General features: G+C 61.3%; 19 protein-coding genes. 13 read left to right on the top strand and 6 right to left on the bottom strand.

Annotation, left to right across the window (positions count from 1 at the left end; genetic code table 11):
• Positions 1–16: 16 nt before the first annotated feature.
• Entirely contained in the window at positions 17–199 is a 183-nt protein-coding gene (locus J4E63_RS07530) for a hypothetical protein (RefSeq protein WP_207281517.1), read from the top strand.
• A 181-nt stretch (positions 200–380) separates the two neighbouring features.
• Positions 381–1,250 carry an oxaloacetate decarboxylase gene (locus J4E63_RS07525; protein WP_092175054.1) on the top strand — a complete coding sequence of 290 codons (870 nt, stop codon included), beginning with the start codon at positions 381–383 and terminating at the stop codon, positions 1,248–1,250.
• 234 nt (positions 1,251–1,484) lie between these two features.
• On the opposite strand, the gene J4E63_RS07520 is transcribed toward J4E63_RS07525, so the two are convergent.
• Entirely contained in the window at positions 1,485–2,714 is a 1,230-nt protein-coding gene (locus J4E63_RS07520) for an acyl-CoA dehydrogenase (protein ID WP_053120907.1), read from the bottom strand.
• 189 nt (positions 2,715–2,903) lie between these two features.
• Here J4E63_RS07520 and J4E63_RS07515 point away from each other — a divergent pair, with 189 nt between their 5' ends.
• The 3 genes from J4E63_RS07515 to J4E63_RS07505 all read left to right on the top strand — a co-directional run bounded on the left by J4E63_RS07515 (position 2,904) and on the right by J4E63_RS07505 (position 5,474).
• A complete protein-coding gene (locus J4E63_RS07515; RefSeq protein ID WP_207281516.1) occupies positions 2,904–3,833 on the top strand; it encodes a LysR family transcriptional regulator in 930 nt (309 codons plus the stop codon).
• Between the two features lie 188 nt (positions 3,834–4,021).
• Entirely contained in the window at positions 4,022–4,423 is a 402-nt protein-coding gene (locus J4E63_RS07510; protein ID WP_057447765.1) for a MerR family DNA-binding transcriptional regulator, read from the top strand.
• A gap of 151 nt (positions 4,424–4,574) precedes the next feature.
• The gene (locus J4E63_RS07505; RefSeq protein ID WP_060738294.1) at positions 4,575–5,474 is read left to right on the top strand and encodes a hydroxymethylglutaryl-CoA lyase; all 900 of its coding nucleotides are present in this window, start codon (positions 4,575–4,577) and stop codon (positions 5,472–5,474) included.
• Positions 5,475–6,128: 654 nt separating this feature from the next.
• Here J4E63_RS07505 and J4E63_RS07500 read toward each other — a convergent pair.
• On the bottom strand, positions 6,129–7,826 hold the full coding sequence (locus J4E63_RS07500; RefSeq protein ID WP_207281515.1) for an AMP-binding protein: 1,698 nt from the start codon (positions 7,824–7,826) through the stop codon (positions 6,129–6,131).
• Between the two features lie 197 nt (positions 7,827–8,023).
• Between J4E63_RS07500 and J4E63_RS07495 the strand changes: the two genes are divergently transcribed.
• From J4E63_RS07495 to J4E63_RS07480, 4 genes are read left to right on the top strand one after another with little or no spacing between them, the layout of a single operon-like run.
• On the top strand, positions 8,024–9,187 hold the full coding sequence (locus J4E63_RS07495; protein ID WP_060738296.1) for an isovaleryl-CoA dehydrogenase: 1,164 nt from the start codon (positions 8,024–8,026) through the stop codon (positions 9,185–9,187).
• A gap of 11 nt (positions 9,188–9,198) precedes the next feature.
• Positions 9,199–10,806 carry a carboxyl transferase domain-containing protein gene (locus J4E63_RS07490; RefSeq protein ID WP_103309891.1) on the top strand — a complete coding sequence of 536 codons (1,608 nt, stop codon included), beginning with the start codon at positions 9,199–9,201 and terminating at the stop codon, positions 10,804–10,806.
• A 13-nt stretch (positions 10,807–10,819) separates the two neighbouring features.
• Positions 10,820–11,641 carry a gamma-carboxygeranoyl-CoA hydratase gene (locus J4E63_RS07485; RefSeq protein ID WP_207281514.1) on the top strand — a complete coding sequence of 274 codons (822 nt, stop codon included), beginning with the start codon at positions 10,820–10,822 and terminating at the stop codon, positions 11,639–11,641.
• Complete coding sequence (locus J4E63_RS07480; RefSeq protein WP_207281513.1) at positions 11,638–13,587, top strand: acetyl/propionyl/methylcrotonyl-CoA carboxylase subunit alpha; 1,950 nt, start codon at positions 11,638–11,640, stop codon at positions 13,585–13,587. The genes J4E63_RS07485 and J4E63_RS07480 overlap by 4 nt, the downstream gene beginning before the upstream one ends.
• A 29-nt stretch (positions 13,588–13,616) precedes the next feature.
• On the opposite strand, the gene J4E63_RS07475 is transcribed toward J4E63_RS07480, so the two are convergent.
• Positions 13,617–14,264, bottom strand: coding sequence for a LexA family transcriptional regulator (locus J4E63_RS07475; protein ID WP_207281512.1), 648 nt, complete (start codon positions 14,262–14,264; stop codon positions 13,617–13,619).
• 130 nt (positions 14,265–14,394) lie between these two features.
• Here J4E63_RS07475 and J4E63_RS07470 point away from each other — a divergent pair, with 130 nt between their 5' ends.
• The gene (locus J4E63_RS07470; RefSeq protein ID WP_060738301.1) at positions 14,395–14,736 is read left to right on the top strand and encodes a DUF6124 family protein; all 342 of its coding nucleotides are present in this window, start codon (positions 14,395–14,397) and stop codon (positions 14,734–14,736) included.
• Positions 14,737–15,232: 496 nt separating this feature from the next.
• Entirely contained in the window at positions 15,233–16,384 is a 1,152-nt protein-coding gene (locus tag J4E63_RS07465; protein WP_207281511.1) for a M14-type cytosolic carboxypeptidase, read from the top strand.
• 201 nt (positions 16,385–16,585) lie between these two features.
• Here J4E63_RS07465 and J4E63_RS07460 read toward each other — a convergent pair whose 3' ends face one another.
• A complete protein-coding gene (locus J4E63_RS07460) occupies positions 16,586–17,122 on the bottom strand; it encodes a cytochrome b (protein ID WP_207281510.1) in 537 nt (178 codons plus the stop codon).
• Positions 17,119–18,201, bottom strand: coding sequence for a catalase family peroxidase (locus J4E63_RS07455; protein ID WP_207281509.1), 1,083 nt, complete (start codon positions 18,199–18,201; stop codon positions 17,119–17,121). The genes J4E63_RS07460 and J4E63_RS07455 overlap by 4 nt, the downstream gene beginning before the upstream one ends.
• Positions 18,202–18,368: 167 nt before the next feature.
• On the opposite strand from J4E63_RS07455, the gene J4E63_RS07450 reads away from it, so the two are divergent.
• Both J4E63_RS07450 and J4E63_RS07445 read left to right on the top strand, forming a co-directional pair.
• On the top strand, positions 18,369–18,875 hold the full coding sequence (locus tag J4E63_RS07450) for a sigma-70 family RNA polymerase sigma factor (RefSeq protein WP_060738305.1): 507 nt from the start codon (positions 18,369–18,371) through the stop codon (positions 18,873–18,875).
• Positions 18,872–19,624: an anti-sigma factor gene (locus J4E63_RS07445; protein ID WP_207281508.1), complete on the top strand. Its 753-nt coding sequence runs from the start codon at positions 18,872–18,874 to the stop codon at positions 19,622–19,624. The genes J4E63_RS07450 and J4E63_RS07445 overlap by 4 nt, the downstream gene beginning before the upstream one ends.
• A 134-nt stretch (positions 19,625–19,758) precedes the next feature.
• Here the strand turns inward: J4E63_RS07445 and J4E63_RS07440 are convergent, their stop codons facing one another.
• Entirely contained in the window at positions 19,759–20,595 is an 837-nt protein-coding gene (locus J4E63_RS07440) for an IclR family transcriptional regulator (protein WP_207281507.1), read from the bottom strand.
• Between the last annotated feature and the right edge of the window lie 42 nt (positions 20,596–20,637).

Raw genomic sequence — 20,637 nt, 5'->3', positions numbered from 1 at the left:
AAAGAAGGAGAAAACCATGAATGACCTGATGCAAGACTGGGATGAAACGCCCTTGTTGCGAGCCAGCACCCAAGTGATCGACACCGCAACGCAGTTGATCAACGAAACCCAGTGCACAATCCCCGGGCTCCCCACTCGTTTCAACGTTGCAAACATCCATGAGATCAAGCAACTGTGGAGCGTACCAACCTCAGACTGAGCGACACACCTAGGATGCTTTCGCTGGCCGCAGACCCACCGGGTTGCGGCCTTTTCCCATGCAGCGAACGCATCGCCCATACACATTCGTCATCATCTTTACGCTTGCCACGTGATAGCCTTTGGATCTTTCGGCGTTGACACTTTTGTTCAAGCCTTTCCATTCCATTGGTGGAACTCATATGTCCAGGCTTTCCCATCAAGATTTGCGTCGTAACTTTCGTCAACTGCTGGCTTCCCAGACCTGCTACCACACCGCCTCGGTGTTTGACCCGATGTCGGCGCGCATCGCCGCCGACCTGGGTTTTGAAGTAGGTATCCTGGGAGGCTCGGTCGCGTCGTTGCAAGTATTGGGCGCGCCGGACTTCGCCCTGATCACCCTCAGCGAATTTGCCGAACAGGCCACTCGCATCGGTCGCGTGGCCCAGTTGCCGGTCATTGCCGACGCCGATCATGGCTACGGCAATGCCCTGAACGTGATGCGCACCATCATCGAACTGGAACGGGCCGGCGTCGCGGCGCTGACCATCGAAGACACCTTGCTGCCGGCCCAGTTCGGGCGTAAATCCACCGACCTGATCGGTGTAGCCGAAGGCGTCGGCAAGATTCGGGCAGCGCTGGAAGCACGCGTCGATCCGGAAATGGCGATCATCGCCCGGACCAACGCCGGGATCTTGCCGGTCCAGGAAATCATCAGCCGGACCCAGCAATATGAGCGTGCCGGGGCCGACGGGATTTGCATGGTGGGCGTGCAAGACTTCGATCATCTGGAAAAAATCAGTGAAAACCTGACGGTGCCGTTGATGCTTGTCACCTACGGCAATCCACTGCTGCGCGACGACAAGCGCCTGGCGGACTTGGGCGTACGCGTGACCATCGATGGCCACGGCGCCTACTTCGCCGCGATCAAGGCCACCTACGACAGCCTTCGCGAACAGCGGCAGATATTCACCCAGGCCTCGGACCTCAGCGCCACCGAACTGACCCACACCTACACCCAGCCCGAGGACTACATCCGTTGGGCCGAGGAGTACATGAGCGTCAAGGAGTAAGAAGGCTCACTGTCCTGGAGGCCGCCATCGCGAGCAAGCTCGCTCCCACGGTGGGTTGGCGGTGCGACATCTATCTCGGGCACACCCCACACTCCCCTGTGGGAGCGAGCTTGCTCGCGATAGCGGCGGTTCAGCTTGCATGAGTGTTGGATGTGCCAACGCCATCTCTAGCAGGCTCGCTCCCACAGGGGATTTGTGGTGAGCGCGATGGCGTTGCCAGGGTGAAACGGGCCTTCAGCGGCCGCTACGCAACATCTCCTTGGGCACGTACTTGCCGATCTCGAACTTGCCGATAGCCGCGCGGTGGACTTCATCCGGGCCGTCGGCCAGGCGCAGGGTGCGTTGCATGGCATACATGTAGGCCAGCGGGAAATCGTTGGAAACCCCGGCGCCACCGTGGATCTGGATCGCCCGGTCGATGACCTTCAAGGCCACGTTCGGCGCGACGACCTTGATCTGGGCGATTTCACTTTTCGCCACCTTATTGCCCACCGTGTCCATCATGTACGCCGCCTTCAACGTCAGCAGGCGCGCCATGTCGATCTCCATCCGCGAGTCGGCGATCTTATCGATGTTACCGCCCAGACGCGCCAACGGCTGGCCGAAAGCGGTGCGGCTGACGGCACGTTTGCACATCAATTCCAAGGCGCGTTCGGCCATGCCGATGGAACGCATGCAGTGGTGAATCCGGCCTGGGCCGAGTCGACCCTGGGCTATTTCAAAACCGCGGCCTTCGCCCAGCAGGACGTTTTCGTACGGCACCCGCACGTTATCGAACAGCACTTCGGCATGCCCGTGAGGCGCATCGTCGTAGCCAAACACCGGCAACGGCCGGACGATCTTGACCCCGGGGGTGTCCACCGGGACCAAGATCATCGAGTGCTGGGCATGGCGCGGCGCATCGGGGTTGCTCAGGCCCATGAAGATCAGGATCTTGCAGCGCGGGTCGCAGGCGCCCGAGGTCCACCATTTCTTGCCGTTGATCACCCACTGGTCGCCGTCACGCTCAGCGCGGGCAGCCATGTTGGTGGCGTCCGAAGAGGCCACGTCCGGTTCGGTCATGGCGAAGGCCGAACGAATCTCGCCGCGCAGCAGCGGCTCGAGCCAGCGTTGCTTCTGTTCTTCGTTGGCGTAGCGCACCAGCACTTCCATGTTGCCGGTGTCCGGGGCCGAGCAGTTGAACGGCTCCGGCCCCAGCAGCGAGCGCCCCATGATCTCTGCCAGCGGCGCATATTCCAGATTGGTCAGGCCGGCGCCCAGCTCGGATTCCGGCAGAAACAGGTTCCACAGGCCTTCTGCCTTGGCCTTGGCCTTGAGCTCTTCCATGATGGCCGTGGGTTGCCAGCGGTCGCCCTCGGCCACTTGTCGTTCGAACACTGCTTCGGCCGGGTAGACGTAGGCATCCATGAACGCCGTGACGCGTTCACGCAGTTCCTGAACCTTGGGGGAATAGGCAAAATCCATGAGCAGCACCTTCTTGGCAGAGGTTGTTTTAGGTCATGAAATCGATGCTAGTTCAGCTACGAAAATTTACCTAACCTATTCTCGGCGTGTATTAACATTCATCACCGATATATGTTTCACTGATTCGCATCGCCACCCGGCACCTCACAACAAGCCTAAGAACAAGCCCAAAAATAAGAGTGCAGCGCCATGAATCTGAGCAAGGTCGACCTCAACCTTTTCATTGTCTTCGATGCGATCTACACCGAAGCCAACCTGACCCGCGCCGGGCAGATCGTCGGCATCACTCAGCCAGCCGTGTCCAATGCCCTGGCGCGTCTGCGCGAGACCTTCAACGACCCGCTCTTCGTGCGCACCGCCCAAGGGATGGTGCCGACGCCCATGGCCCAGAACATCATCGGCCCGGTGCGCAATGCCTTGTCGCTGCTGCGGGTGTCGGTGCAGGAAAGCCGGATATTCAACCCGCTGCAGGCCGTCAAGACCTACCGCATCAGCATGACCGACCTCACCGAAGGCGTGATCCTGCCGCTGCTGTTCCAGCGCCTGCGCCGCCTGGCGCCGACCGTGGCGATCGAGAGCTTCCTGTCCAAGCGCCGTGAAACCACCAAGGAACTGGCCGCCGGCCGCCTCGACTTCGCCGTGGACGCGCCGCTCAACACCGACCCACAGGTGCGCCACGTCAAGTTGATGGAAGATCGCTACGTGTGCGCCATGCGCAAGGGCCATCCTCTGGCAGGCAAGGAAAAGATCACCCTCGATGATTACCTGACCCAGACCCACGTGCACATTTCCAGCCGCCGCAACGGGCTGGGTTACGTCGACCTGGCCCTCGGCAAGATGGGCATCCAGCGCAAGATCGCCCTGCGTTCCCAGCATTACCTGATGGCCTCCCAGGTGCTGCAGCAGACCGACATGGTCATGACCGTCCCCGAGCGCTTCGCACGGCGTCACGATTTGCACGCCTTCCTGCTCCCGGTCAACGACGTGCCCCCGGTGGAGACCCATCTCTACTGGCACGAAAGCACCGACCAGGACCCGGCCAACCGCTGGATGCGCGAGCAGATGATCGAGCTGTGCCAGCAGGTGACGGCCCATGAGAAGAAGCTCGATAAGGTTTAAAAGATCGAAACGGTGGGAGCGAGCTTGCTCGCGATAGCGGTAGACCGGCCAATATCCAGGGCGACTGGTCCGACGCCATCGCGAGCAAGCTCGCTCCCACAGGGTTTTGTGTGCAGAACCTCACTGCTTGACGCGAACGTCAACCTGCCTTTAGCTTAGCGCCAGCCCCTTTCGTTTCGAGCGCTTCCATGAGCAGCCAGACCTATAGCATCTCCGACCTCGCCCGCGAATTGGATATCACCACGCGGGCCATCCGTTTCTATGAAGAACAAGGCCTGTTGAGCCCGGAGCGACGGGGCCAGGAGCGCATTTATTCGCCGCGGGACAAGGTCAGCCTGAAGCTGATCCTGCGCGGCAAGCGCATTGGCTTTTCCCTGGCCGAGTGCCGCGAGTTGATCGAACTCTACGACCCCTCCAGCGGCAATCAGAAACAGCTGCACAGCATGCTGGCGAAAATCGCCGAGCGCCGGGAACAGCTCGAACAGCAATTGCTGGACATCGAACAGATGAAACTGGAACTCGACACCGCCGAAGAACGCTGCATCCAGGCGTTGGAGCAGACGATCAAGGGCGAGGAAATCGTCCAGTAACACTCTCCCTGTGGGAGCGAGCTTGCTCGCGATAGCGTCGGATCAGTTGAAGTTGATGTGGCTGACACACCGCTATCGCGAGCAAGCTCGCTCCCACAATGGGTTCATCATTGCGCTCGACATATTGGCAACTCACCACAGGTCAATTCCCATGTCCCTCCCCTCGTTTGTACGCTTGATCGAAGTCGGCCCCCGCGACGGGCTGCAGAATGAAGCACAACCCATCAGCGTCGCCGACAAGGTGCGCCTGGTGGATGCCCTGAGCGCCGCCGGCCTGGGCTATATCGAAGTCGGCAGTTTCGTCTCGCCCAAGTGGGTGCCGCAAATGGCCGGGTCCGCCGAGGTGTTCGCGCAGATCCAGCGCAAGCCCGGTGTGACCTATGGCGCCCTGGCGCCGAACCTGCGGGGGTTTGAAGATGCGCTGGCGGCGGGCGTGAAAGAGGTGGCGGTGTTCGCCGCCGCGTCCGAAGCGTTTTCCCAGCGCAACATCAACTGCTCCATCAAGGACAGCCTGGAGCGCTTCGCGCCGATCATGGCGGCCGCAAAACAGCACGGTGTCAGTGTGCGCGGCTACGTGTCCTGCGTGCTGGGTTGCCCCTATGAAGGGGCGGTCAAGCCTGAGCAGGTGGCGTGGGTCGCCCGGGAGCTGTATGCGATGGGCTGCTACGAGGTCTCCCTGGGCGACACCATCGGCACCGGTACCGCTGGCGCCACACGCAGGCTATTCGAAGTGGTAGGCGCCGAAGTGCCCCGAGACAAACTCGCTGGACACTTCCACGATACCTACGGCCAGGCCATGGCCAATGTCTACGCCAGCCTGCTGGAAGGCATCGCGGTGTTCGACAGCTCCATCGCCGGCCTTGGCGGTTGCCCGTACGCCAAGGGCGCCAGCGGTAACGTCGCCACCGAAGACGTGCTGTACCTGCTCGATGGGTTGGGTATCGAAACCGGTGTCGACCTGGACGCACTGATCGCCGCGGGCCGGCAGATTTGTGATGTGCTCGGCCGCCCGAGTGGTTCGCGCGTGGCCAAGGCCCGCAACGCACACTGAGGTGTTACCGCCGGCTTTGTAACAGGGGCGAAACGAGTAACACGGAAACAATTTGTCAGGTTTGGTCGGTCAGAATTTTCAGACGAAAATCACAAGTATTTGATTTATATAGATTTTTAAAAGTTGGCACGCCACCTGCTATATCTCTTGCATAACAAGAATAAAAAAACGCAGCAAACCCAATAAAAACAAGACGAAACGACTCTGACATAACAAAAACAACACGGCAGAGACGCAGCTAACAGATTTTTTTGGAGAAGATGTGCTTTTCAGGGTGCTTCCAGGAGCAACCCGCAACCGGGCAGAGAACAATAAAACTACCTTCAGGTAGCTCCCGAATCGGTTGGATCGCCAGGCGAAAAAGCAGATCAGCGCTCAAAAAAATACGTTTGCTCTTGATCCCGGATGGGGATCGCCAAAAACAGCGGTAAAGGGCCACGGCTACCAAAAACAACAACAGGCCGCCCCTCAATAATAAAAAAAGAGCACGCGACGACAAAATTAAAGGGGAGCTTCGGCTCCCCTTTGTGCTTTCCCGGATTTCACATTTCCCCCTGTGGGAGCGAGCTTGCTCGCGATGACGGCGACACAGCCAACCTATCTGTCAACTATCCCACCGCCATCGCGAGCAAGCTCGCTCCCACAGTATTGGGGCTAGCTTTGCTTATCGCGCAGTTCCTCGATGCTGATCTCGCGCATGCGGAATTTCTGGATCTTGCCGGTGACTGTCATGGGAAATTCTTCGACGAATTTGAAATGACGCGGCGTCTTGAAGTGGGCGATGCGCTCCTTGCACCAGGCTTGCAGCTCTTGCTCGCTGGCGCTGTGACCAGGATGGAACTTGATCCACGCCACGATTTCTTCGCCATAGCGTGAACACGGGATGCCGATCACTTGCACATCCGCCACCGCCGGGTGGGTGAAGAAGAACTCCTCCAGCTCACGGGGGTAAATATTCTCCCCGCCACGGATGATCATGTCCTTGTTGCGCCCGACGATGCAGACGTAACCCTGCTCATCCATGGTCGCCAAGTCGCCGGTGTGCATCCAGCCATCCGGGTCGATGGCATCGGATGTGCCCTTGGGGTTGTTCCAGTAGCCGAGCATCACGCTGTAGCCGCGGGTACACAATTCGCCGACAGCGCCACGCGGGACGAGATTGCCCGCCTCATCGATAATCTTGCTTTCCAGTTGCGGCTGGGTGCGGCCGACGGTGGTTACACGCAGTTCCAGTTCGTCTGAAGGACCGGTCTGCAACGACACCGGGCTGGTTTCCGTCATGCCGTAGGCTATCTGCACTTCGGCCATGTGCATTTCGTTGATGACCCGTCGCATCACTTCGATGGGGCATGTGGCACCGGCCATGATGCCCGTGCGCAGGCTGGACAGGTCGAAGTCGCCTCGCTGCGGCTGGTCCAGCAGGGCAATGAACATCGTGGGCACGCCATACAACGCAGTGGCTTTTTCTTCGGCCACGGCCTTGAGCGTCAGCAGCGGGTCGAAGGCATCGTTGGGGTAGATCATGGTGCTGCCATGGGTCATGCAGCCCAGGTTGCCCATGACCATGCCGAAGCAATGGTAGAGCGGCACCGGGATCACCAGCCGGTCGCCAGCCGTCAGGCCCAGGCTTTCGCCAACCATGTACCCGTTGTTGAGAATGTTGTGGTGGCTGAGGGTTGCGCCTTTGGGAAAGCCCGTGGTGCCGGAGGTGTACTGGATATTCACCGGCTGATCGAAGTGCAGGCTGGATTGACGCTCGGCCAGTTGTCCAGGCGTTACCGCCGCGCCCAGGGCGGCCAGTTGCGACCAGGGCAGGAAGCCTGCCGGTGGCTGGGAATCGAGGCTGATCACACCGCGCAACTCCGGCAGGCGCTCGCTCAGCATATGGCCGATCGGTTGCTCTGCCAGCTCTGGCGCCAGCGCTTGCAGCATGGCGTGATAATCCGAGGTCTTGAACGCGCCGGCGCACACCAGCCATTGGCATCCGGATTGTTTGAGCACGTATTCGAGCTCGGAAACGCGATAGGCCGGATTGATGTTGACCAGAATCACACCGAGCTTCGCACTGGCGAACTGGCTGATACACCACTGGGCGCAATTGGGCGACCACACGCCGAGGCGATCGCCGGTTTTCAAGCCTAGCGCCAACAAGGCTCGGGCGTGCAGATCGACGGCCTCGGCCAGTTGTTGCCAGGTATAGCGCAGCGATTGATGGCGAACCACCAACGCCTCGCCCTCCGGATAACGGGCCACCGTCTGGTCGAAAACCTCGCCGATGGTTTGGGCCAGCAAGGCCTTGGTCGAGGAACCACGGGTGTAGCTGAGCTGCGAATGCGAACCGGGTTGATCCATGACGCCCCCTCTTGTCTTTATTAGTGGGTGTAGCGGTAACCTGATGCAACAACATGCCTTGGTGCGCACTTACTCTGGCCCAAGTTGACGTTAACGTAAAGGGCGATTGACAGCTTCTCGCCGCAGGCTTACGTTAACGTAAAGGTGAGAGCCACTCCCCCGCTCTCCGCACCCGATAAAAAAGCCAAAGGTGTCCCATGAGCTACCCATCCCTGAACTTTGCCCTCGGCGAAACCATCGACATGTTGCGCGACCAGGTGCAGGCCTTCGTCAAGGCCGAACTGGCACCCCGCGCAGCGCAGATCGATATCGACAACCTGTTTCCCGCCGACATGTGGCGCAAGTTCGGTGACATGGGCCTGCTGGGCATCACCGTACCGGAAGAATACGGCGGCGCTGGCCTGGGCTATCTGGCCCACGTGGTGGCGATGGAAGAAATCAGCCGCGGCTCGGCCTCGGTCGCCCTCTCCTACGGTGCCCATTCCAACCTCTGCGTGAACCAGATCAACCGCAACGGCAATCACGAACAGAAAACCAAGTACCTGCCCAAGCTGATCAGCGGCGAACACATCGGCGCCCTGGCGATGAGCGAACCGAACGCCGGCTCCGATGTGGTTTCGATGAAACTGCGAGCCGACAAGCGTGGCGACCATTACGTGCTCAACGGCAGCAAGACCTGGATCACCAACGGCCCCGATGCCAACACCTACGTGATCTACGCCAAGACCGACCTGGAAAAGGGTCCTCACGGCATCACCGCCTTCATCGTCGAGCGCGACTGGAAAGGCTTCAGCCGCAGCAACAAATTCGACAAGCTCGGCATGCGCGGTTCCAACACGTGCGAGCTGTTTTTCGATGACGTCGAAGTGCCGGAAGAAAACATCCTCGGCGCGCTCAACGGTGGCGTGAAAGTCCTGATGAGCGGCCTCGACTACGAGCGCGTGGTGCTGTCCGGCGGCCCGACCGGGATCATGCAGGCCTGCATGGACCTGATCGTGCCCTACATCCACGACCGCAAGCAGTTCGGCCAGAGCATCGGCGAATTCCAGCTGATCCAGGGCAAGGTCGCGGACATGTACACCCAACTCAACGCTAGCCGCGCCTACCTGTATGCGGTGGCCCAGGCTTGCGAGCGCGGTGAAACCACCCGCAAGGACGCCGCCGGGGTGATCCTCTACAGCGCCGAACGCGCCACGCAAATGGCCCTCGACGCCATCCAGATCCTGGGGGGCAATGGCTACATCAATGAATTCCCCGCCGGTCGTCTGCTGCGTGACGCCAAGCTGTACGAAATCGGTGCCGGCACCAGTGAGATTCGTCGGATGTTGATCGGCCGCGAACTGTTCAACGAAACCCGCTAACGGAGCTGACCATGGCCACGCTGCACACTCAGCTCAACCCGCGTTCGCCGGAGTTCATCGCCAACCGCGAGGCGATGCTCGGACACGTCGAGGCCCTGCGCACCCTGCTCGCGCAAATCCGCCAGGGCGGCGGCCTCAAGGCCCAGGAGCGGCACACCTCGCGGGGCAAGTTGCTACCCCGTGAACGCATCAACCGGCTGCTGGATCCGGGCTCGCCGTTTTTGGAAATCAGCCCATTGGCGGCCCACGAAGTCTATGGCGAAGACGTGCCGGCGGCCGGCGTGATTGCCGGCATCGGCCGAGTGGAAGGCGTCGAATGCATGATTGTCGCCAACGACGCGACGGTCAAAGGTGGTTCGTACTACCCGCTGACGGTGAAAAAACACCTGCGCGCCCAGACCATCGCCCAGCAGAATCGCCTGCCGTGCATTTACCTGGTGGATTCCGGCGGCGCCAACCTGCCGCGCCAGGACGAAGTGTTCCCCGACCGCGAGCACTTCGGCCGGATCTTCTTCAACCAGGCCAACATGAGTGCCCAGGGCATCCCGCAGATCGCCGTGGTCATGGGTTCCTGCACCGCCGGCGGCGCCTACGTGCCAGCCATGGCCGACGAAGCGATCATGGTCCGCCAGCAGGCGACGATTTTCCTCGCCGGCCCACCCTTGGTGAAAGCCGCCACCGGCGAGGTGGTCAGTGCCGAAGACCTGGGCGGTGCCGATGTGCACTGCAAGATCTCCGGCGTGGCGGATCATTATGCCGACAGTGACGAACATGCCCTGGCCCTGGCCCGCCGCAGCGTGGCCAACCTCAACTGGCGCAAACTCGGTGAGCTGCAGCAACGCCAGCCCATCGCCCCGCTGTATTCGAGTGACGAGCTGTACGGTGTGGTGTCGGCCGATGCCAAGCAGCCGTTCGATGTGCGGGAGGTGATCGCGCGCCTGGTGGACGGTTCGGTGTTCGATGAGTTCAAGGCGCTGTTCGGCACGACCCTGGTGTGTGGTTTCGCTCATTTGCATGGCTACCCGGTCGCGATCCTGGCCAACAATGGCATCCTCTTCGCCGAGGCCGCGCAGAAAGGTGCGCACTTCATCGAACTGGCGTGTCAGCGCGGGATCCCGCTGCTGTTCCTGCAGAACATCACCGGCTTCATGGTCGGGCAGAAATACGAAGCCGGTGGCATCGCCAAACATGGCGCAAAACTGGTGACCGCGGTGGCCTGCGCCAAAGTGCCGAAATTCACCGTGATCATCGGCGGCAGTTTCGGCGCGGGGAATTACGGCATGTGCGGCCGCGCCTATGACCCGCGATTCCTGTGGATGTGGCCAAACGCGCGGATTGGCGTGATGGGTGCCGAGCAGGCGGCCGGCGTGCTGGTGCAGGTCAAGCGTGAACAGGCCGAACGCAGTGGCCACCCCTTCAGCGCCGAGCAGGAAGCCGAGATCAAGCAACCGATCCTCGATCAGTACGAAGAACAGGGTCACCCCTATTATTCCAGCGCACGGCTGTGGGACGACGGCGTCATCGACCCGGCCCAGACCCGCGATGTACTGGGCCTGGCCTTGTCCGCGTCACTGAACGCGCCTATCGAACCGAGCCGCTTCGGCGTGTTCCGGATGTAAACGAGGAATGCCCATGGATAATTTCAACACCCTTGAACTGCACAGCGACCCACGGGGCGTTGCCACCCTGTGGCTCAGCCGCGAGTCGAAAAACAACGCATTCAACGCCGAAATGATCCGCGAACTGATCCTCGCCCTGGACCACGTCAGCAGCGATCCTAACCTGCGCTTCCTGCTGATCCGCGGTCGCGGCAAGCATTTCAGCGCCGGCGCCGACCTGGCCTGGATGCAGCAATCGGCCGAGCTCGACTACCACACCAACCTCGATGACGCCCGGGAACTGGCAGAGCTGATGTACAACCTCGCCAAACTGAAAATTCCTACGCTGGCCGTCGTCCAGGGTGCGGCGTTTGGTGGCGCGCTGGGGCTTATCAGTGCTTGTGACATGGCCATTGGCGCCGATGAAGCACAGTTCTGCCTGTCGGAAGTGCGCATTGGCCTGGCGCCGGCGGTGATCAGCCCGTTCGTGGTGCAAGCCATCGGCGAACGGGCGGCGCGTCGTTATGCCCTGACGGCTGAACGCTTCGACGGGCAACGTGCGAAAGAGATCGGTTTACTGTCGGAAAGTTACCCAGTCGGGACCCTGGACCAGCAGGTCGAACAGTGGATCGACAACCTGTTGCTCAACAGTCCGGCCGCCATGCGCGCCAGCAAGGAACTGCTGCGTGAAGTCGGCAACGGCGCCCTTACCCCAGCGCTGCGGCGCTACACCGAAAACGCCATCGCCCGCATCCGCGTCAGCCCGGAAGGCCAGGAAGGCCTGCGCGCCTTCCTGCAAAAACGTGCGCCGAACTGGCAAGCCGAGTCGAATAATAACAAGGAGCCGCGTCGATGAGCGCCCCTGCCCTCACCACGTTGCTGGTGGCCAACCGTGGCGAAATCGCCTGCCGCGTAATGCGCACCGCCAAGGCCATGGGCCTGACCACCGTTGCCGTACACAGCGCCACCGACCGTGATGCCCGCCACAGCCGTGAAGCCGACATTCGCGTCGACCTGGGCGGCAGCAAAGCCGCCGACAGTTACCTGCAAATCGACAAACTGATCGCCGCAGCGAAAGCCAGCGGCGCCCAGGCCATCCACCCCGGTTATGGCTTTCTGTCCGAGAACGCCGGGTTCGCCCGGGCGATTGAAAATGCCGGGCTGATCTTCCTCGGCCCACCGGCTTCGGCCATCGACGCCATGGGCAGCAAATCGGCGGCCAAGACGCTGATGGAAACCGCCGGCGTGCCCCTGGTGCCCGGTTATCACGGCGAAGCCCAGGACCTGGAGACCTTTCGCGACGCCGCCGAGCGCATCGGCTACCCGGTATTGCTCAAGGCCACTGCCGGTGGTGGCGGCAAAGGCATGAAAGTCGTCGAGGACGTCAGCCAACTGGCCGAAGCCCTGGCCTCGGCCCAGCGCGAAGCACAGTCCTCGTTCGGCGATTCACGGATGCTGGTGGAAAAATACCTGCTCAAGCCGCGCCATGTGGAGATCCAGGTCTTTGCCGATCAACACGGCAACTGCCTGTACCTCAACGAGCGCGATTGTTCGATCCAACGCCGCCACCAGAAAGTCGTGGAAGAAGCCCCCGCCCCCGGCCTGACCCCGCAACTGCGCCGGGCCATGGGGGAAGCCGCCGTGCGCGCGGCCCAGGCGATCGGTTATGTCGGGGCCGGTACGGTGGAGTTCCTGCTGGATGCCCGGGGCGAATTTTTCTTCATGGAAATGAACACTCGGTTGCAGGTCGAGCACCCGGTCACCGAGGCGATCACCGGGCTGGACCTGGTGGCCTGGCAGATCCGCGTCGCCCAAGGCGAGCCATTGCCCATCACTCAAGCGCAAGTGCCGCTGCTCGGTCACGCCATCGAAGTGCGGTTGTATGCCGAGGACCCGGGCAACGATTTCCTGCCGGCCACCGGGCGCCTGGCGTTGTATCGCGAGTCGGCCGAGGGGCCGGGTCGGCGGGTCGACAGTGGGGTTGAAGAAGGCGATGAAATCTCGCCGTTCTACGACCCGATGCTCGGCAAGCTGATTGCCTGGGGTGAAGACCGTGAGCAGGCGCGCTTGCGGCTGTTGAGCATGCTAGATGAATTTGTCATTGGCGGGCTGAAAACCAATATCGGGTTTCTGCGCCGAATCGTCGCCCATCCCGCCTTCGCGGCGGCAGAGCTGGACACCGGATTTATCCCACGTTACCAGGCGCAATTACTGCCAGAGCCCGGCGAATTGGATGACGCGTTCTGGTTCGCCGCCGCCCAGGGAGTCGCCTTGAGCCTGGCACCGCACGTACGCGGCGATGACGCCGGTTCACCGTGGGCCAGCACCACCGGCATGCGCCTGGGGTTGCCGAGGGAAACCACCCTGCACCTGAGCTGTGAAGGTCAGGATCGTGCGCTGACGCTGGACGTCACAACCCATTGCGCGGAACTCAAGGGTGAGCAATTGACGATCGAGCACCACGGCCTGCGCCGCAGCCATCGGGCCATTCGCCAGGTCGACAGCCTGTATCTGCAGTGGGAAGGTGACTTGCATCGGATCGACCTGTACGACCCGCTGGCCGCCGCCGAAGCCAGCCACAGCCATCAAGGCGGCCTGGTCGCGCCCATGAATGGCAGCATCGTGCGGGTCTTGGTGGGTGTCGGCCAGACGGTGGAAGCCGGGGCTCAACTGGTGGTACTGGAGGCCATGAAAATGGAGCACAGCATTCGTGCGCCCAAGGCCGGTGTGATCAAGGCGCTGTATTGCCAGGAAGGCGAAATGGTCAGCGAGGGCAGTGTCCTGGTGGCGTTCGAAGAATAGGCATCGGCCCGCTCCCAGGGCCGATCCAGTCAGAACCTGATGGTGGCCTGCACCACCACACCGATGATGCGGCATTGCTCGGTGTACAGGTTTTTCGGGTAAGTCGGATTGAGCGGAACCAGGTAACGCTGCCCGCTCTCTTCGATCAATTTGCGAAAGGTCGCGTCACTGCTGCCGGGCAGGCAGGCGACCACCAGTTTGCCGGGCACCGCCTCGATGGCCGGATCCACCAGGATCGACATGCCCTCGGGAATGCTCAACCCACTGGGTGCGGTCATCGCATCGCCCACCACCACCAGCCAGAATGCATCGCCCAGGGCGTGGTAGTCCGTCAGTTCGTAGCGCGCCTGGCTGTAGGCGCCGGGATCGCCTTCGCGAACCGCGCCAACCTCGTGCCACTCACTGACCGGGTAACGGAAGTACGGGTTGTACTTCTGCGCCAGTGCCATGCCTTCTTCGGTGGAGGTGTCCGGCTCGCGGATCACCATGGCCACTTCCAGAAACTCCAGCCCCAGCTCCCGCAGGACCCGGTTCATGTCGTCGACACTGGGCTGCCGGCGCTTGGTCAGCCAATGGCCGACGCCGCCCTGGGACATTCCCAACCGCTCTGCGAGCACCACTTGCGTGATGCGCAGCTCCTTCATCTTGGCCTTGACCAACTCTATCCATTTATCCATGTGCGGCACGATACGTGGGTGGCTCCGACCCGCAAAACACAAATTGTAGTATTTAAATTGTCGTCACAATTACGGTAAGTACTATTCTGGATTCAGGAGTTCAGCCCCTCACACGGAGATTTTCATCGCCATGGACACACCCAATACAGACCAGCCCAGCAGCCCTTTCGACGGCACGTTCCCTTCATTGCAGGATTGCCCGGCAGCCAAACGCGCCCTCGATTACTACTTGAAACCAGGTGTTTCGCCAGCCCAGGCAGAACATCGTTTTTTCGAGGTCAGCCACAGCGTCAGCGCGGAGGAAGCCCTGGTCCATGCGTGCGACCTGCTGCGCTGTGCAGCGGCAACCGCCCATGAGTCGGCCAACCAGTTAGACGGTTCGAGCCGTGACCTGGCATTTTCGGTGGTGCACATGATCGATCTGGTCAAGGTGATGCTTGACCGATCCCTGGATGGCTACCCTACTCGCTAGCGGTAACCCTTGGGAATGTCGTCGCGAACGCGGACGACGAGAAAAAATTTTCCAATCGATGCGATAAAACCATTTGACTTGCAAATGATAATGATTATTATTGCATCAGCTGGTCGCGAGATCAGTCGATAGACCAGAAGACCTTAGGTCGGACTTCTGGAATATCTCCTCATCAGGCTAATCACGGTTTTTGACCCGGCTTTTTGCCGGGTCTTTTTTTGCCGATTTTTCGGCTTATGTCTTCAGGCTAATGAAGTCTTTTTGGGGTGCTGCCAATTCGATGGCGGCGATGATAGCAAATGAATATCCGTTTACAAGCGTCCCCCTGCCCCACGGGCGAAAACTATCGGCAACAAGCACTTGAGAATCAATTGCAGACTCTCTAAGCTGGCTCGGCGTCCAGGGAGGACGCCCCCTCGTTCACGTGACGTAAATCGTCCCGGTTTTCCCTTTCTTGCGTGTAAAGTAACGGCCATGAAAATCCTTTCCAGGAATCGTGACCGTGGCTAAATCTTCCTTTGATATCAGTGCCAATTTCGACAGCGGCAACATCGAAGTCGTCGACATCAGCAACCCATTGCAGTCGTTGCTCAAGATCAGGCCCGACACCCGCAGCGCCCATTTCCAGTGGTTCCACTTCAAGGCCAGCGGCTTGCACGTCGGCCAGGAGCATTCCTTCCGCCTGCTCAACGCCAGTCAATCGTCTTACAACAAGGCCTGGACGGGCTACCAGACCGTCGCCTCCTACGATCACGTCAATTGGTTCCGCATTCCGACCCAGTTTGAAGGCGACGCCCTGCGCTTTCATCTGGAAGCCGAACAACCCCACGCCTGGTTCGCCTACTTCGAACCCTACAGCCGTGGCCGTCATGACTGGCTGATCGAGCAAGCGCAGCACAAGGCCGGCACCGAGCTATTGGCCGTTGGTAAAAGCGTGGAAGGCCGTGACATTCAATTGCTGCGCAAGGGCAGCGGTGCCGAAGGCCGGCGCAAAATCTGGATCATCGCCCAGCAGCACCCCGGCGAGCACATGGCCGAGTGGTTCATGGAAGGCGTGATCGAACGCCTCCAGCAGCATGACGATGGGCAACTGAACCGGTTGCTCGCCAAGGCCGACCTGTACCTGGTGCCGAACATGAACCCGGACGGCGCGTTACACGGTCATCTGCGGACCAACGCCATGGGCCAGGACCTCAACCGCGCCTGGCAGAACGCCAGTCCGGAAATCAGCCCCGAAGTCTTTTTCGTACAGCAGCAAATGGAAAAGTACGGCGTCGATCTGTTCCTCGACGCTCACGGTGATGAGGAAATTCCCCACGTCTTCACCGCCGGTTGCGAAGGCAACCCGGGCTACACGCCGCGCATCGCCGAACTCGAAGAGCGCTTTCGCAACCATCTCAAGCATCAGACCAAAGACTTCCAGACCGCTCACGGCTACACCCGTGACGAACCGGGCCAGGCCAACATGACCCTGGCCTGTAACGCGGTCGGGCAGAAATATGACTGCCTGTCCCTGACCCTGGAAATGCCATTCAAGGACCATGACGATCACCCGAACCCGATCACCGGCTGGTCTGGCAAACGCTCGATGCAACTGGGCAAGGATGTGTTGAGCACCATTGAGGCCATGGTTGACCAATTGCGCTGATCCAACGACCTGATCAACCCTATCCAAAGTGGACACGCTGGGTGGGAGCAAGCTTTGCTCCCACCATCATCCAAGTCCCCTGAACCCCTGTGGGAGCGAGCTCGCTCGCGATAGCGGCGGGTCAGCTTGCAGAGATGTTGGCTGTGCTGCCGTCATCGCGAGCAAGCTCGCTCCCGCAGTATTTTGAGTCGTTCACCCACTTCAGCCCTTGCCGCGCAACATACTGTCCAGCACCTCATCCCGGCGCACCCACGCGTGAAACAGCGCCGCCGCCAGATGCACCAGCACGGTCAGGAACAACAAGTAAGCCAGGTACCCGTGGGCCTTGCGCAGCAGTGCGAATGTCTGGGCGTGGGCGGGCAGGATCGAAGGCAGTTGCAACCAGTTACCGAGCATCACCGGATCCCCCGCCGCCGAAATCATGCCCCAGCCCAACAGGGGCAGAACCAGCATCAAGGCGTACAACAGCACATGGGAAACGTTTGCCGCCAGCACTTGCCAACCCGGCAGATCGGTCGGCAGCGGCGGTTGGCGGGTAGTAAAACGCACCACCAGGCGCACGATCACCAACAGCAAAATCGCGATGCCCAATGGTTTGTGCAACTGCAGCAGCCATTCATGGCGTGCGGACACCGAAGCGACCATGCCGGCGCCGATAAACAGCATGGCGATGATCATCAATGCCATCAGCCAGTGCAGCAGCCGAGCCAGCGGTGCGAAGTGACGAGGGGCGCTCATGGGCGGGACTCCTGGGTGGCGGGCAATTGGCTCACTTCGCTGGTACGACGCAGATAGGAACTGGCATAGGCAGCGGAACGCGCGACCAACAGCGGATCGTCAGACCCTTCGATCCCTTGGGGCAGGATCAGCGGGTCATAGTTGATGTCGCGGCATTCGCCGTTGTCCTGCGCCTGGGTGCGCTCCAGCACCAGCGTGCCGGCGTTGAGCACCTTGCGGTCAACGGGCCAGGCCTTGCTGGCGTCGTTCACCGGGTCCCCCGGGTTGGCCAAGGTGATGTTCAGTTGCCAGCGCAACGGCCCGGCGGCGAGACGCTTCGCCAGGTCTTGCTCAAGGAAGTCGGCGCCCTGGGGTGGCGTCGCATCGGCAGCGTCCTGGCTCAGCGGTACCACGCCCCAGCGCACGGCCTGGCGCTGCCCGGCGGGGTTGACCAGATAGAAGGCGTTGATGCTGTTGTAGGTTTCGGTGGCATAACTGGCCGACGGCTTGGCGGTCTTGATCCATTGCAGGAACGGCACGGCTTCGGGATGGGCGGCAAAGAACGCCGGTACGGCCGCGGGATTCGGTTTCCCTGTGGCAGGGTCCGGCGACTGGGCTTGCTGGAGTTGGTAGAAGGCTTCGGGGGTGCCCACCGGAAACACGGGCATGCTGTTCATGCCGGTGCGCCATTGCTGGCCGTTGGCCTGGGTAAAACGCAACGCCAGGCTGCGAATCGGCACACTGCCGTCCGGTGCATAAGGGTTACCGCTGGGCAAGGCGAAACGCCCAACCACGGGCGTTTGCGGCAGCGAGAACACCTGGGCGCTGGAATAGGCGCTGGCCTCGCCCGAGCTTTGGAAATAACCCGCGACGCAGACCCCTTTCGAGTGGTTGCGTCGAAAGCCCGGGTGAACGCCGTTGTTTTTTTCCAAGACATTGACCAGCGCTTCCGGTGTCAGACGCTGTGGGTCAAGGCTGCCATTGACGTAGGCAAACAGCCCGGCCAGCGCGGCGACAATCACGGCAATGCCACTCAGGCGCAGTGTCAGGGCGGCGGCACTCAAGGGCGGCCGGCTCGCCGAGGGTGAAGGATCAACCATGAGAAAGCTCCAGGGCGCGAGGCCATTTGTTGGAAAGGATCCGTCAGACGAAGGCCTGGCAGGTTTATTCCCACGCCTCGTATTTATTTTTCCAGCACTGGAATAATCTCGTTCGCGGATCGTCTTTCCAGTCCCGGCGCAGTGACTGCCTACAGAAGCCACCTTCCATGAATGCACTCGACGAACAGTTGCGCGAACTCATCCCCAGGCTACGGCGCTTTGCCGTGTCGCTGACGCGCAACCCGAGCAACGCCGACGACTTGGTGCAGATGTGCCTGGAACGGGCGTTGTCCAAATGGAACGACAAGCGCCCGGACGGCGATCTGCGAGCCTGGCTGTTTTCGATCCTGTATCGGCAGTTTCTCGACGGCCATCGCCGCTCCCGCCGCTACGCACGCATGCTGGAGTTTTTCACCGGCCGCGACGATGCCCACCCTTCGGCCGAGCGCAGCGTGATCGCACAGTCGTCTTTGCAGGCCTTCGATCAGCTCACGACGGAACAGCGTGCGCTGTTGTTGTGGGTGTCGGTGGAAGGCTTGAGCTACCAGCAAGTCGCCGACATCCTCGGCGTACCGACCGGCACGGTGATGTCCCGCCTGTCCCGCGCCCGCCAGGCGCTGCGCCAACTCAGCGACGGCGAAATCACCCGCCCCACCCTGCGGATACTCAAATGATCAGCATGCCCCCCAGCGACAGCGACCTGCACGCCTATGTCGATCGCCAACTGAGCGAGGCCGACCAGCGCCTGGTCGAAACCTACCTGGCCAACCAGCCCGAAGTCGCCGCCCGCGTCCGGGCCTGGCAACAGGACGCGCAGCACCTGCGCACGGCCCTGAGCGGAACCTTGCAACAACCGCCCAACCCGGACCTCGACCCGGCCATGATTCGCCAGCGCCTGAAACACCGCACCCATCGCCACCTGGCCAGCGCCGCGGTGTTGTTGCTGGCCGTCAGCGTGGGTGGCTTCGGTGGCTGGCAGGCGCGGCAAATGACCCTGCTCAGCGCCGCAGCACCCATGGCCGATGCCCTCCAGGCGTACCGGTTGATTGCCCAGCAGGGCATCCTTCCAGCCGATTACCAGAGCGGCGACGAGCAGCACATGCAAGATTGGCTCGACCGCTACTTCACCCAGGCCGACCGGCTGCCCGACCTGTCCAGCGCCGGTTTCAAACCGGTCAGCGGGCGTTTGCTCAGCACCGAGCAAGGCGCGGCGGCGATGGTGGTCTATCAGGACCCGAGCGGTCAGAAAATCAGCTTCTACGTGCGCCCACCCGGCCCGAAAAACTTCCTGCTGCCCCGGGGCAGTCGCCGCGATGGCGAGTTGCAAGCCGAGTACTGGTCCGGGCCGGGCTACAACTATGCGGTGGTCATACCGAGTGACACGCCGACGATGCAGCGACTCAAGCAGACATTGGACTTCTGATCCGCGCAGATCCCTGTGGGAGCGAGCTTGCTCGCGATAGCGGTGTGTCAGTCAACATCATTGCTAATTGAACGGCCGCCATCGCGAGCAAGCTCGCTCCCACAAGGGGATCCGCGGTGGTCTTGAGGCAGTGTTCACCCCTGCCCAAACACCTGCGAAGGCCTGCGCAGCAACGGGTCGAACGGGTTGATCCGCGGCCCGATCAGGGCTGCCTCGCGCTTGAGCATGTCCACCACCGTCGGCAGGCGGTCGGGCCCCAACCGGTCGCTCACGGTTGCCACGCTCAAGGCGGCCACGGCCCGGCCATCACGGTCCAGGATCGGCACGGCCACCCCGGCCATGCCTTGCAATACGCCGGTGTTACGCCCGGCGTAGCCCAGCGCGCGCACGTTCTGCACTTCCGAACGCAGGAAGACTTCGTCGTACAGATGGAAATCCTTGAGCCGTGGCAGGTTGTATTGAATCACCGTGTCGCGCTCCTCTTCCGGCAGGAACGCCAGGATCGCCAGGCTGCCCTGCCCCACGCCCAACGCCACGCGGCCACCAATATCACCGGTGAACGTGCGGATCGGAAACGGTCCCTCGCTGCGGTCCAGGCAGATGGCATCGAAACCACTGCGGGCGAGCAAAAACAGCGAGTCCCCCAAGGACGCCGACAACCGCAGCATGGCCGGGCGCACCAGATCACGCAAGTTGCCGGTATTGCCGGCGCGGGCCGCCAGGGCGAAGAACTCCAGGCTCAGGCGATAGCGTTTGCTGCGGGCATCCTGCTCGACCATGCCCTCGTCCATCAGGCTGCGCAGCAAGCGATGCGTGGTGGGCTGGGACAGGCCGATGCGCTGGGCCAATTGCGTCACTCGCTCGCCGCCTTCGACGGTGTCACCCAAGCTGCGCAGCACGGCAAACAGCCTGGAGACCGCTCCGACACCGACTTCGCCCTTGTCATTATTCCGATCAGTGGAATCAACCATGCAATTTCTCATTGTTAAATTTACTCACTGAATGAAACTGAA

It is taken from the genome of Pseudomonas sp. FW300-N2F2, from assembly GCF_017351655.1.
GTDB classification, from domain to species: domain Bacteria; phylum Pseudomonadota; class Gammaproteobacteria; order Pseudomonadales; family Pseudomonadaceae; genus Aquipseudomonas; species Aquipseudomonas fluorescens_AA.
Note: the sequence above shows the minus strand (reverse complement) of the source record. Positions and strands in the feature narration are given on the sequence as shown.

What these genes read in the sequence shown, in the direction of transcription:
- J4E63_RS07530 (WP_207281517.1), top strand. Translation starts at nt 17, where the DNA reads ATGAATGACCTGATGCAAGACTGGGATGAAACGCCCTTGTTGCGAGCC.
- J4E63_RS07525 (WP_092175054.1), top strand. Translation starts at nt 381, where the DNA reads ATGTCCAGGCTTTCCCATCAAGATTTGCGTCGTAACTTTCGTCAACTG.
- J4E63_RS07520 (WP_053120907.1), bottom strand. Translation starts at nt 2,714, where the DNA reads ATGGATTTTGCCTATTCCCCCAAGGTTCAGGAACTGCGTGAACGCGTC.
- J4E63_RS07515 (WP_207281516.1), top strand. Translation starts at nt 2,904, where the DNA reads ATGAATCTGAGCAAGGTCGACCTCAACCTTTTCATTGTCTTCGATGCG.
- J4E63_RS07510 (WP_057447765.1), top strand. Translation starts at nt 4,022, where the DNA reads ATGAGCAGCCAGACCTATAGCATCTCCGACCTCGCCCGCGAATTGGAT.
- J4E63_RS07505 (WP_060738294.1), top strand. Translation starts at nt 4,575, where the DNA reads ATGTCCCTCCCCTCGTTTGTACGCTTGATCGAAGTCGGCCCCCGCGAC.
- J4E63_RS07500 (WP_207281515.1), bottom strand. Translation starts at nt 7,826, where the DNA reads ATGGATCAACCCGGTTCGCATTCGCAGCTCAGCTACACCCGTGGTTCC.
- J4E63_RS07495 (WP_060738296.1), top strand. Translation starts at nt 8,024, where the DNA reads ATGAGCTACCCATCCCTGAACTTTGCCCTCGGCGAAACCATCGACATG.
- J4E63_RS07490 (WP_103309891.1), top strand. Translation starts at nt 9,199, where the DNA reads ATGGCCACGCTGCACACTCAGCTCAACCCGCGTTCGCCGGAGTTCATC.
- J4E63_RS07485 (WP_207281514.1), top strand. Translation starts at nt 10,820, where the DNA reads ATGGATAATTTCAACACCCTTGAACTGCACAGCGACCCACGGGGCGTT.
- J4E63_RS07480 (WP_207281513.1), top strand. Translation starts at nt 11,638, where the DNA reads ATGAGCGCCCCTGCCCTCACCACGTTGCTGGTGGCCAACCGTGGCGAA.
- J4E63_RS07475 (WP_207281512.1), bottom strand. Translation starts at nt 14,264, where the DNA reads ATGGATAAATGGATAGAGTTGGTCAAGGCCAAGATGAAGGAGCTGCGC.
- J4E63_RS07470 (WP_060738301.1), top strand. Translation starts at nt 14,395, where the DNA reads ATGGACACACCCAATACAGACCAGCCCAGCAGCCCTTTCGACGGCACG.
- J4E63_RS07460 (WP_207281510.1), bottom strand. Translation starts at nt 17,122, where the DNA reads ATGAGCGCCCCTCGTCACTTCGCACCGCTGGCTCGGCTGCTGCACTGG.
- J4E63_RS07455 (WP_207281509.1), bottom strand. Translation starts at nt 18,201, where the DNA reads ATGGTTGATCCTTCACCCTCGGCGAGCCGGCCGCCCTTGAGTGCCGCC.
- J4E63_RS07450 (WP_060738305.1), top strand. Translation starts at nt 18,369, where the DNA reads ATGAATGCACTCGACGAACAGTTGCGCGAACTCATCCCCAGGCTACGG.
- J4E63_RS07445 (WP_207281508.1), top strand. Translation starts at nt 18,872, where the DNA reads ATGATCAGCATGCCCCCCAGCGACAGCGACCTGCACGCCTATGTCGAT.
- J4E63_RS07440 (WP_207281507.1), bottom strand. Translation starts at nt 20,595, where the DNA reads ATGGTTGATTCCACTGATCGGAATAATGACAAGGGCGAAGTCGGTGTC.